This is a genomic window from Filifactor villosus, from assembly GCF_042652965.1.
Classification (GTDB): domain Bacteria; phylum Bacillota; class Clostridia; order Peptostreptococcales; family Filifactoraceae; genus Filifactor; species Filifactor villosus.
The window spans coordinates 84,834-97,340 of the sequence record NZ_JBHSHL010000051.1; the positions used below are offsets into that span (position 1 = coordinate 84,834).

Genomic DNA, 12,507 nt, shown 5'->3' on the forward strand with positions numbered 1-12,507 from the left:
ATTTGCCTTCCATCTTTTTGTTTTGAAAAATAGAAGATGTTTTTCAAAAAACACAGTAGCGGTTCCATGTTTTCCTTTTATTATATCAAAAAAAACAGGTTCACAAAGATACATCTATTTTTTTATTAATTCCGGTAGTATACTGTGATCTATTAAAATGACAAATACAGACAGGCAAGTACGTTGAAGCATATCATTTTCCAACCTGTCTTTCGGTCAAGGATATATCTTGTATATTCGGACTTCCGAATGAACAGCCGTACCATACTACTACCTATCTGAAAAGTCGATATCGATGTGTTTGACTTTTTCAGAACTAAAAAATGTTGTTTTGATAACCAAGCGGATAGAATCATCCTTTTAATTGAAGAAGAGTATAAAAACGCTTATAGAGGCAATCGGCAAGTTCAAATATAAAGAAACGGATATGCTCTCTATTGAAAGGTGTTTTTTTGGAAGAAACTCATGAGCAAAACGAACAGGAGGGGCAGGTGAAAGGAACGCTGAACACCGTAAGTTCGATAGAGTTTCGATATTGATAAGACAGAAATATGTAGTGAAATGTTAAGAAAGGATTGGCGTATGAATGAGAACCTGATATATTCAATTGTAGTAATTTTGTTGGGGAGCTACTTATGTATAGTACCCTTTAAGTTTCCGCGCTTTTTTGAGTATGGAAGACGGATGAACGAGCACACAAAGACTTTCGGTGTAAAGGGTGTTAAGAAGATTACCTTCTGTTTGGGAGTGATTCTTTTGATTTCGGGGGTGTATTGTCTGTTGACGAGTTGTTCCTAAGGATAACACCGTGTAATTTGAACAATCAGCATAAAATCCATCCGATATCGAGGATAAAAGCCTTGAATATCTTGATCAGGCAACCTTTTGAGAGCTTTGAATACAAGGGAAAATCAACGGCTTGCTCGGGTGCGGGATTTCCTAAGAGATAGGAAGTTGTTCAAAGGGGAGAGAGTTGGATATTTTTGTGAAAATATGGCATAATTGCATTGCAAAAGGTATAATAGAGGAGAACGAAAAGGAGAAGAAGGGGGTTTCGCCTTGCAGATAGAAGCAGCAAAACAGTATATATGGAACCGTCCGAAAATAAGCAGAACCGTAGGTCTTCATCGAATGGAGTATCTGATGAGTTTGTTTGACGATGTCCATAAGGAACTCAAGGGGATTCATGTTGCAGGAACCAATGGAAAGGGCTCCGTTTGTACCTATATAAACTACATCCTTCGCAGCGGAGACTATAAAGTGGGCCTATATACATCTCCTCATCTGATCCGAGTCAACGAACGTTTTAAGGTCAATGACAGGATGATGGAAGATGAGGAATTGGCTTATTTTACCTCCATGGTGGCGGAGAAAGAACCTCTCGTCATTGAAAAAACGGGAGAAGGTCTTTCCGAATTCGAGGTTTTGACAGCGATCGCCTTTTTGTATTTCCACCGTCAGGAATGTGACTTTGTAATTTTGGAGGTGGGTTTGGGAGGAAGGTTCGATGCGACGAATATCTGTAATCCGATTGTTTCGGTCATCACTTCCATCGGCTTGGATCATGAGTTCATTCTTGGAGACACGGTCACGAAGATCGCTTTCGAAAAAAGCGGAATCATCAAGGATGAGGTTCCTGTTATCGTTGCACCGCAGAGAACGTCGGATATCGAAGAGGTGATATTTGAAAGTGCATTTAATCATCGAGCTACAGCCTATATGATAACAGTGGATTCGATTAACATTACAGGTCTCGAACTTGGCAAACTCACAATGGACTTTAAATCGCCGTTTCGCAGACAGTATTACGGAATCGAAACAAAGATGTTCGGTATCTATCAGGCCGAAAATGTGGCGACCGCCATCAGTGTGGTCAACTGTTTGGAGGATAAGGCCTATGTTAAGATATCGGAGTCAACTATGATGTCGGCGATCGCAGAAGCACGAATTTTTGCCAGGATGGAAATTGTCGGACAAGATCCTCTTGCCATCATTGACGGAGCGCATAACAGCGTAGGTCTGGAACTTCTCTACGACACCCTGTATTATTTCAAACAAAGTGCTAAAATCAAGGGTTTTATCCTGGTCTTTGCTATGATGAAAGACAAAACGGCACAGGAGATACTCGATCGGCTTGTAGATCTGTCAGAGTACACCATATTCACTCATCTCGATTCACAAAGAGCGATGGAGCTTGGAGAGTTTGAGAACAGATATCGTCATAGAGTAGAGAAGGTGGAATTTGTGGAAGGGCTTGATCTTGTCATTGAGAGGGCACAAGAGATTGCGGAATCGGAGAAGCTTTGTATCCTGTATACAGGCTCTCTCTACCTTGCAGGAGAGATCAAAGAAAGGTATCAAGGCCGTATCTCACAAAAGTAAGACGATTTTTTATGCTGTCATCCGACCGAATTGTCGATCGGGGAGCGTAAGATACTGAAGGGTAGTCCAACTGATTCGAAAATTATAAAAAGCTGCTTTATCTTATGTGGAATACAGATTGTCGATATCGATCACTGAGTAACGATATGCAAAGAAATACGGTCATACAATATAAAAATTGAAGATATAAGTTAAAAATATTTAAAAGTAAACGAGTATAAGGAGGAAATCACTATGTCAAACCCTGTAGTAACAATGAAAATAAAAGATAGGGGAGCAATAAAAATCGAGCTTTATCCCCAGATCGCTCCCAACACGGTCAACAATTTTATCAGTTTGGTCAACAAAGGGTTCTACAATGGACTTATCTTCCATAGGATTATTCAAGGGTTTATGATCCAGGGAGGAGATCCGGACGGAAGAGGAACGGGAGGACCGGGCTATCAGATTAAGGGAGAGTTTTCCGCCAACGGTTTTGCCAATGACCTGAAGCACACACCGGGAGTTATTTCTATGGCACGTTCGGCAAGCCCCGACTCCGCGGGATCACAATTTTTTCTGATGACTTCGGTCAGTCCTCACTTGGACGGACAGTATGCAGCCTTCGGACAGATCATTGAGGGTTTGGAGTTGGCGATGGACTTGGAGAAGGTCAAGACGAATTTTTCCGATAAGCCTTTGGAAGATGTCGTAATGGAAGAAGTCAGTGTAGAGACCTTCGGAGAGGAATACCCGGAACCCGAGAAAAACTAAGCTAATACCGTATAATTTGAAAAAATAACATGCATCAATGCTATATGAAGGATAAAGCTCTTGAAGTTATTGATATGACAAATTTTCTAATCTTATAGTCAGGGGTTTAGCTTCGTGCGGTGTTAGCCTGAGGCGAGAGAATATAATTTGAGAGGTATTCCAAGGTCGCTTGTTCTTGGACAAACATATTTTTAGAGATTCCGGATTGACAAGGTCTCTATATGCACTGACACAACAGAAAAAGAACTTTGGATTCGTGCATGGCTTTTTAGAGTATGGGAAGTGGGAGAAAACAGCATTGAAAGATAAAAAATAATGCTATAGATATGCAGAGCGGAGGCTATCTCTGCTCTGTTTTTCATAGTAAGAGCAGTTGTGAAAAGAGGGATGGTTATGAAGTGGATAGAGTTGAAGATACAGACGCATCGCATGGCGGTAGATGCGATATCCGAGATGTTGTATCCTATCGGCGCCAAGGGATTTTCGATCGAAGATCCCTTGGATTTGGAGCATTTTAAGGAAGAGTTTCCTTATTGGGATTACATCGATGAAGGAATAGAAAACAGAGAGATTGATATCGTGGTCATCAAAGCGTATTTTCCTCAAGAAGATACGAAGATCGAAGAGGTGATCCCCCGGCTGAGAAGGAAGATTGGAGAGTTGAAAAACTTCGGTTTGGAGATAGGAGAACTTGCCATCTCCAAATCCGAGATGGAGCAGGAGGATTGGGAGGATGGATGGAAGCAGTACTTTAAGACCTTCCATGCGACCGATAGGATCGTGATCCAACCGATATGGGAAGAGTATGGGCCAAAGGAAGATGAGATCATCGTCAAGATGGATCCGGGAATGGCCTTCGGCACAGGGGAGCATGAGACGACGGCAATGTGTCTTTCCTTGATTGAGAAATATTTAAAAGAAGGAGACGATGTCTTGGACGTTGGCTGTGGAAGCGCCATCCTGTCGATCGCTGCAAAAAAACTGGGAGCGGACAAGGTGGCTGCGATCGACCTGGATCCCGTGGCGGTCCGAGTTGCGAAGGAAAATATCTCATACAATGAACTTGAGGGGCAGATCAAAGTCATGGAAGGAAATTTGGTGGATGAGGTTGATGAACGCTACGACATTGTCGTTGCCAACATTATGGCCGATGTTATCATCCTTCTGACCTCATCGGTCAAAGACTTCCTCAAAGAGGGAGGATTATTCATCGCTTCGGGGATCATCAACGAAAAAAGAGAGGAAGTTATCCGAGCCTTGGAAGAGAACGGTTTTGTTTTATCGGATTCTCTGCAACGAGGGGAATGGAATGCTTTGGTAGCGAGGCAAGGAGAATAGATATGAACAGATTTTATGTGGATGCGAACTTTGAATTTTGTCCGGTACTGAGGGACAGGGATGAGATCGATCATATCAGAAAGGTTCTTCGATATCGGAAGGGGGATAAGGTTGAGATCTTCGATGCAAAGAAAAAGGAGTACCTTGCTGTCATCAAAGAGATAAACAGGGATGAGATCCTCTTTGAGATTGAGACGGTGAAGCAAAAAAGGAAGGAGAATTCTTTGCGAAGCACGCTGTATCAGGGGATCGCCAAGGGGACGAGGATGGAGTTTGTAATGCAGAAGTCTACCGAACTGGGAATGGATGAGATTGTTCCGGTCCGATTTGAACGCTGTGTTGCAAAACTGGATGCCAACGATAAGAAGATAGATCGGTGGAACAAGATCTGTCTGGAAGCGGCAAAACAATCCAAGAGAAATAGCCTCTGCATCGTTCGAGAAGCAATAGATTTTGTGGAGATGGTGGAGGAACTCAAGAAATACAGTCTGGTACTCTTTCTCTATGAAGAAGAGACGACCTTGAGCTTAAAGAAGTTTCTTCAGGAGTGGAGAGCAAGAGAAGAAAAAAGTGTTCAAAGACCTCTTGACATTGCCCTGATCGTAGGTCCTGAAGGGGGGATCGGTGAAGATGAGGCGAGGATCTTGAGCCGGGAAGGTTTTCGATCCGTTACGTTGGGAGATAACATCCTTCGGACGGAGACTGTAGGAGCTACAGCGATGGCGATGCTTCAATATGAGTTTTCACTCTAGTGTACTGACATATTGTTCTTTACCCTTGTTTGATATCCTCGTTGTAATACGGACGGGTTCATAGCACGGTTGGAATCGATATGAATATTAACACTATTCTCTGCTTGAAATACCGGGTGTAAAACATATATCATTACTGAAAAATAATCCGGATGATGCGCTTCAAAGCGTTCTACCTGTCAATTTTAGATAGATATAATATGTCGGAACACCTCCGGCGTGCTGCGACTATCCATATGAACTGTGCTCTTGAGTCATGTGTATATTCGATAAGAGGATGCCTCACGGTTTGAAAAATCATTACAAGATCAACATAATACGAAGGGTGAAGTTTCTGAGAACATCGATATGAGAAATTTTCGAATTTTATAAACTCGAATAAAAATCAGAAGTTTATCTTTATGAGTTATTTTTTGAGATATAACTTGAAATCACTTATGTTCAGATAAATGTTGACTGGCAAGAACGAACGTTTTATACCACTTTAGGAGTATATAAATATAAACTTTAGCAGTATATCAAGTTCACTTTAGAGAAGGGTTCAGTGGGTCAAATAGAGAAAAATAGGGGACCAAAAAAGAAGAAAAAATAAGACTTAAGAGGGTTTTGAAATATTGGGATAAAAGCTATACTTTATTCATAGCAAAACAGGGTCCTTAAAAAGAACCCGATTTATTTAATATCTATCAAGGAGGAAAAACCATGAAAAGAATGGGTGGAAAATCATTAGTAGGAAGTATCTTGGCACTATCTTTGGTGCTTGCAGGAACAGGTTATGCATATTGGACAGATACGTTGAGCATCAGCACAAAGGCTACAACAGGAGATTTCGGAGTAACCTTTGCGGATCTCGGACTCTATGCACAATATGACAACGAAACCTTGCAAAACGGCTGGAGTATCGTAGACGGAATTAAGCACGGGGATAACGACGGATTTGTAGCAGACGAGTTCTTTATGAGAGGAAATACCGACTACAACATCATCGCAAGAGAAGGAAGCATCGGCGAATACTACGAAGAAGCAAAAGGATACAACAACGTAACATTCGATGCAAAACTGAAGAATGCTGAGACCATTAAAAAAGGACCTCAAACTTATGTACACGCAAAAGGAAGCGACGAGATCGAAATGTCGATTAAGAAAATGTATCCGGGATATGCACAAGCATTCCGTACGGATATCGTCAACGTAGGAGATATCGCTGCAAAATTGAGCAACCTGAAGTTTGAACTCAAAGGAGACAACATTGGAAACCTGAAGAACATGATCGGGGTAGCACTTTTGATTGAAACAGAGCAGTATAGACCGGAGTACAAACCTAGTCAGAACATATTCAAGCTTGCAGAAGCGATTGGCGACAACACTAAAGTCTTTACAGTAGGCGGAGTTCAGTTTGTAAGATTGTCGGCATTGGAAAATGCGGATTTTGTAGAAAAACTGAAAGATAAGGAAGCAATGCTTTGCACTCCTACCGACCACAGAATGGACCTGTTCTTGGGAGTAGCTATGGATCCTGATGCAGCAGGTAAGTACACATCGGGAAGTACTACTGTAGAAAATCCGGAAGGAAGAGATATAGACTCTGAAAACAAAGAAGTAAAAATTGGAATCAAATTCCTATGGGATCAATTCAATGTAGGAAAAGATGCAGCGAGCCCGAACATCCTTAAAAACCAAAACAACAACTAATCGAGAAGTATTCAGGAAGCTATAAGCACAGAAGAATATTCTGAAGAGGTAAGAAAAATAAAGACTATCGGAGGTAATACTCCGATAGTCTTTATTTTTAAATATGGACTTTGAAAGCCTTTATGGAAGTGAATTTTCGGATGAGAAATTGACTATGATCAACTGTGTGGGGTATAATAAAAACAAATCGAGCAAATACCGCTGTAAAGATGAAATGATATATCTTTTTTCATTTATAATATCATCGATCAAACAACTGTGGTACTATTCTTCCTTTGAATTTTTGATATTCAAGAATTGTATCTCACGGAAAATGGATTTTTATGGTTATATTACTCGGTTGAATTGTGCCGGATTATACAGAGCTGGATCTGTTAAACCTATATGTATTTTTTAGAACTTATATCATAAGGAGGCCGTTTTATTGGATAACGCTATTATAAAAAATCGATATAACAACAGTTCTACCGGATAACAGTATAGAGTGATATTGACAGATAAGAGATCTTCAACATCAAAGAATGTTTTGTTTCAAACAATTTTTATATGGATTGTTTGCTTTATGTTTAAATTTTGAAGTGACAGTACTTTCTCTTTGATTAAGTGATCAGAGTTATAATATATAATTGCGAGAACGCTTTGAGTGATCATAAGCTTGAAACTTGTGCACTTACCGGTCGGCTTAAGCAGATACCGGTATCGATATAGCTTACACTGAGATGACGAGATAGCTTTTAAGATGGAAAAATTTTACCACAGGATGGGATGGAATATGAGTACGCAAAATAAAAATGAGAAAAAACTGAATAGAAACACGGGCCTATACACTTCCATTTTTACTTTTGTTTTTGTCGTTTGTTGTTTTGTTTTTATTTTTACTTCGGAGAGTGAACAAAATCTGGCAAGCCTTTATCCCGGAAAAGAAATTCATTTGACACATAATTTTTCGCTCGAAGCTATGCAAGATCTTGAGCGAAACAATTCGTGGGCAACGGTAAAGAAGGTTTTGGACAAGGAACAAATGGATGAACTCTGGAAAAAGGGTGTTGTTGCTGTCAATGCTACACAGGTGGAAGCGGAAAAGTTGTTGGAATTGGATCCGGATCTGTATTGGTATCCTATGTATAGAAGCGGACCTGTCATCGTTGCACATGAGAGTGTTGCACAGGGAATTGTTTCGTTTTCGGACTTGAAGAAATCGAAGTTTAAGGTGGTTATTCCCAAGTTTCATATGGAAAAGATTGTTGTAGCCTTAGATTGTTTGTTCAGCCGGGGAAATCTCGATTCACACAAGGGATTTCAACTTCTAAAAGAGAAACGCCATGACAAAAAGTTGGTGTTTAGCGAAGTAGGTTTCTATGAGGATACAAATACGATTGCGATTATGCTTTTCGATTATGCTTGGGATACGAAACCTGAAGACTGGAAGATTATTCTTCCGGATGAAAAAGGTTTTTTTTACACGGAAGGGATCCTCTCGAAGGTGCCTTTGAACGTTTCAAGGAGTTTTTTTTCGGAAGAAGGTTTGTCGGAAAAAGGGTTTTTCAGCAGAGAGGTAAAGGAGTTTTTGAAGGAAAAGACTCTGGAAATCAAAAATCCGCAGCTCTATATCAAAAGTTATATTCTGAGCGCTCCCAGGGTAAGAAGACAAATTTTACATGAGAGGCTCTTCAGTCCCTCTTATCCGATGGAGTATATGCTTTCTTACCTCGTTGTTCTGTTGTTTCTTTTGTTTTGGGGCTATACCCTCTATATGAGGATCATCGATTACAAAAAGAAGAAAAACTTTCTTATTATTTTGAGTATGATGGCTTTATGGATTTTTATTCGTATGGTAAAGTATATGGCTCCTATTGAGAGTACTGTATACCGCTACTCCATGTATGCTTATTATATTCCGCAGCTTATTATCCCTTACTTTACATTCAAGATTGCCTTTGAAGACATGTCAAAGTATAGGTTTATGCAAAAAGCGATAAAAATCAATGCAGCCGTACTTGTCACTCTCTTAACCTTTGTGATGACCAACGATGTTTTTCGGCTTCTTTATTCAGAAATTCAAATTGCTGAGAAGGTAAGGAATAAGTATGGTCCGCTATACTATGTGGCAATGCTCTATATTGTAATTAATATCGTCGCTTCGTTTATTAAGATGCAGAATTCATCCAGTCACGTTCCGGGGAGGTTTCGTTTTTTATTTCCTTTTATCCCCATGCTGTTTTATGCCTCCTATGGATACGGCTATTACAAGCGTATTGATTTTTTCTATACTTCAGATACTGCCTTTGTTGCATCGTTTTTCTATCTGTTGTTTTTTGAATCTTGCTTTTTTGCAGGTTTCTTTACGGGAACGTTTCGTTATGAACATCTCTTCAAGATGTCCAGGATGAAGATGGTTCTGTTGGATAGAAATCTTGTCCCGAGGATGGAGACAAGGGTAAAACTTGATACGGATATGATGAAAATAGCCGTTGAGGAACTTTCCGAGAAAGACAGTTTTTACAACCTTTGCCAAAATGACACCAAGGTTCTTCGGGGGGAGAAAATCTCGGGCGGTTATGTTGTCTGGTGGAAGGATATTTCAAAGGTTAAAGAACTTGAGAGTAAATTGCATAAGATTTCGGAGAGCTTGGAAAAAGATATCGCCTTTCTCAAGGAGAGAGGAAAGGTGGAATCCCGTCTTCATGCAACCAGATGGAAGAGTGAAGTGTATGCAGAGATTGAAGAGGAGATCCAACAGGGCTTCTGTGAAATAGAGGAGTTTGTTGATGCGTATTATAAAGGTGTCAAAGATGAGAAGGAAATGTATGAGTTCTTATGTAGCGTGAGTTATGCGGTACGTGTGGTTAAGCGCAAGGTAAACCTGATGTTGATCGGCAAGGCGACCGATACCATCAAAGAAGCAGAGCTGATGCTGTCGATTGTAGACAGTGCAAGTGCTTTAAGTATGAAGCCCGATGCGATGAGCATAGGGGAAGAAGAGAGAACCTTCCATCTTTGGGTTGCGCTCTTGATTTATGATGTGGCAACGGAATTAATGAGAGGATCTTTCTCGCATGGTTCTGCCCTTGTGGGTATGAATATTCGTACAGAGACATTTAAGTATAGGGCCGTATTTTACTTTGATAAGGTTATTGATGTCAAGTTGAGTGAGGATCTGTCTAAGAAAATAGAGAATATGAACGGGACCTTTATTCGAAATGTCGAAGATGTTTCGGATGAAACGACCTATATGCTGATTCTCAGTGATTTGATTTAAGGGGGGTGACGGGGGTTGAGATTGCCGATATTGGCTTCGAGCAAAACGGATTATATTATTTTAGTGCTTTTCTTTCTGATTGTGTTGCAAGCCATGGTTATCTTGTTTTCTTTTATCATAAGAAAAAGGAAGCTTCGTATCCTTTCGGAAGTAGTTTTTACTTTTTTTCTATTTATCCTATATTATTTTTATGCAAGTTTGAAGACCGGATGGTCGATCGGAGGAATAAATTCTTCCATATGGAGGTTGGAACGCTCCGAGGATTATATGTTTCTGATGACTTTGTTGTTTTTCTGTGTTATAAGAGCGATATTTTTGATCTATAGGTATTTTCGATGTACCAAAGAAAAGATATCCGTATTCAGTCTTAAAGAGGCGGTTGACAACTTGAGTGAAGGAATTATTTTTTCCAAACCGAACGGCTTTGTTATACTCTCAAATCTGACAGCGGAAGATTTAAGTTTAAAACTGACGGGTGCTCCGCTTAAGAACGCAAATATATTTCTCGATACCGTTATGGGGGACAGGACGGAGATGAAGAAAGATGTGGGGGAGAGTACGTGGATTTTTGAAAGTAGGTTTTTATCCGAAGGACAGAAGGTGTTGTGTCAAACGACCTGCAGAGATATCACAATGCCGGAACAGTTGATTCGAGAATTGGAAAAAAAGATCAAAGAGCAGGAGAAAATGCATAAGGAACAAATTGATCTCTTGGATGCGCTCACGGAGGTTCAAAAACAGGAAGCTTTGTTACAACTGAGGTTGGAGACGCATGCCAAACTCGGACTGAAGGTGTCTGTGATGGACTATATCCTAAACAGTGAGATGACACTTCAAAAAAAAGTAGAGATGATACAGGAAAATTTTTCGGAAGGGGTGAAGCTCAGGGAGAAGAGTTTGAGTGTTAGAGTCAGTAACTTGATTCGTTCGTTCAAGGAACTCGGCTTGAATATAGAAATCGAAGGGATGACTCCCATAGATACGGTATATGAAGAACTTTGGTTAGGGCTGATTAAAGAAGCGGCCATCAATGCTATCAATCACGGCAAGTCTGCAAATATGAGAATAAAAGTGACAGACAAAGAAGATGTAAGGGAGATTACTATCGAAAACGACGGAGAGATCGCTAATAAGAACATCAAGATAGGAGGCGGATTGACCAGCATAAATCGTAATGCCGAGATAATGGGTGGAACCATGAAAATAGAAACGGATGATAAGTTTGTTATAAAAATTTATGTCGATAAAAAACAGATGAGAAGTAGGTGGATGTTGTGAGAGAAGAAACGGAAGACAAAGAAGAAAATAAGAAGATCATGTTGGTCGAAGACCAGTCCATACTCTTGGACGCATTTGCTATGGCATTGGAGACGGAAAAAGATTTTGAAGTCATTGCGAAGATATTGGATCCGGATCTTTCCCTCTTGGCTTGTGCCAAATATCATCCGGATGTCGTGTTGATGGATATCTGTGCTAATGATGATACATCGGGGTTCTTGGCAGCCAAGAGGATCAAAGAACATTATCCGAACATAAAAGTGATTATGATTACGGGTATGCCTGAGATCACATTCATCCATTACGCGAAAGAGATCGGTGCGGACGGTTTCTTATACAAGTCGATGAAATTCTCCGAAATCGTTTCCTATATTCGCGACGTATTGGCAGGCAAAGATAAGTTTGAACCTGAAAAAGTTGAAACGCAGCTATTTTTACTGAACAAGGAGATTGATTGGGATAAGTTTACCAAACGTGAGATAGGAATTCTTCGTCTCCTGTGTGACGGCTATGTGCGCTCCGAGATAGCTAAGATACTTGACATCTCGGAGAATACCGTCAAAGTTCACCAGACCAGGATTTTGGGTAAGTCCGGATTTACCAAAATGTCCAAGCTGGTATGTCATGTAACCCAGAAAGGATTGTTACATCCGAAGATGAAACAAAGTAAAAGGGATATTATGGGGACGGATATCGACGAGGAAGAGCGGTAGGATACATACCTGTTTCTTATGGTACAAAAATCCGGTTTAAAGATGAGTTGTACGAGTATATTGAGATGTTGATATTTCGTTAGTTGCCATCCTTATTATAATGCAGAAGGATTATTCGTGGTATTGTGAAAGCAATATGAATATCAACGTATTAGAACACCGGTATTTTTATAGATATCATTGAGTTGTATTCTATAGAGGATGCAACAACTGTTCGTATTCACAGAAGAAATATAATCATATGTTAAACGGAGAACCACGTATGAATACGGTTCTCCGTTTAACATATCCCTGATAATAGAGTATAGATTCAGCAAAAGATAACTTGGAGGAGCATATC

8 protein-coding genes are annotated in these 12,507 nt (G+C 40.2%); all 8 read left to right on the forward strand.

All coding sequences use genetic code 11. The annotated features are described in order from the left end of the window. Positions 1-1,059: 1,059 nt before the first annotated feature. The 8 genes from ACFO4R_RS10620 to ACFO4R_RS10655 all read left to right on the forward strand — a co-directional run bounded on the left by ACFO4R_RS10620 (position 1,060) and on the right by ACFO4R_RS10655 (position 12,167). The gene (locus ACFO4R_RS10620) at positions 1,060-2,382 is read left to right on the forward strand and encodes a bifunctional folylpolyglutamate synthase/dihydrofolate synthase (RefSeq protein ID WP_379789092.1); all 1,323 of its coding nucleotides are present in this window, start codon (positions 1,060-1,062) and stop codon (positions 2,380-2,382) included. Between the two features lie 234 nt (positions 2,383-2,616). Then, a complete protein-coding gene (locus ACFO4R_RS10625; RefSeq protein WP_379789093.1) occupies positions 2,617-3,135 on the forward strand; it encodes a peptidylprolyl isomerase in 519 nt (172 codons plus the stop codon). Between the two features lie 393 nt (positions 3,136-3,528). Then, positions 3,529-4,473, forward strand: a complete 945-nt coding sequence (gene prmA, locus ACFO4R_RS10630) for a 50S ribosomal protein L11 methyltransferase (RefSeq protein WP_379789094.1) — start codon at positions 3,529-3,531, stop codon at positions 4,471-4,473. 2 nt (positions 4,474-4,475) lie between these two features. Further along, on the forward strand, positions 4,476-5,225 hold the full coding sequence (locus ACFO4R_RS10635) for an RsmE family RNA methyltransferase (RefSeq protein WP_379789095.1): 750 nt from the start codon (positions 4,476-4,478) through the stop codon (positions 5,223-5,225). A 702-nt stretch (positions 5,226-5,927) separates the two neighbouring features. Beyond that, the gene (locus ACFO4R_RS10640; protein ID WP_379789096.1) at positions 5,928-6,917 is read left to right on the forward strand and encodes a signal peptide protein; all 990 of its coding nucleotides are present in this window, start codon (positions 5,928-5,930) and stop codon (positions 6,915-6,917) included. A gap of 739 nt (positions 6,918-7,656) precedes the next feature. Beyond that, positions 7,657-10,176, forward strand: coding sequence for a hypothetical protein (locus ACFO4R_RS10645; RefSeq protein WP_379789097.1), 2,520 nt, complete (start codon positions 7,657-7,659; stop codon positions 10,174-10,176). 15 nt (positions 10,177-10,191) lie between these two features. Beyond that, positions 10,192-11,454 carry a hypothetical protein gene (locus tag ACFO4R_RS10650; RefSeq protein WP_379789098.1) on the forward strand — a complete coding sequence of 421 codons (1,263 nt, stop codon included), beginning with the start codon at positions 10,192-10,194 and terminating at the stop codon, positions 11,452-11,454. Continuing rightward, a complete protein-coding gene (locus tag ACFO4R_RS10655; RefSeq protein ID WP_379789099.1) occupies positions 11,451-12,167 on the forward strand; it encodes a response regulator in 717 nt (238 codons plus the stop codon). The genes ACFO4R_RS10650 and ACFO4R_RS10655 overlap by 4 nt, the downstream gene beginning before the upstream one ends. The last annotated feature ends 340 nt before the right edge of the window (positions 12,168-12,507 follow it).

Excerpts from the sequence above, each read along its gene's own strand:
- ACFO4R_RS10645 (WP_379789097.1), top strand. The coding sequence starts at position 7,657 with ATGGAAAAATTTTACCACAGGATGGGATGGAATATGAGTACGCAAAAT.
- ACFO4R_RS10625 (WP_379789093.1), top strand. The coding sequence starts at position 2,617 with ATGTCAAACCCTGTAGTAACAATGAAAATAAAAGATAGGGGAGCAATA.
- prmA (WP_379789094.1), top strand. The coding sequence starts at position 3,529 with ATGAAGTGGATAGAGTTGAAGATACAGACGCATCGCATGGCGGTAGAT.
- ACFO4R_RS10640 (WP_379789096.1), top strand. The coding sequence starts at position 5,928 with ATGAAAAGAATGGGTGGAAAATCATTAGTAGGAAGTATCTTGGCACTA.
- ACFO4R_RS10635 (WP_379789095.1), top strand. The coding sequence starts at position 4,476 with ATGAACAGATTTTATGTGGATGCGAACTTTGAATTTTGTCCGGTACTG.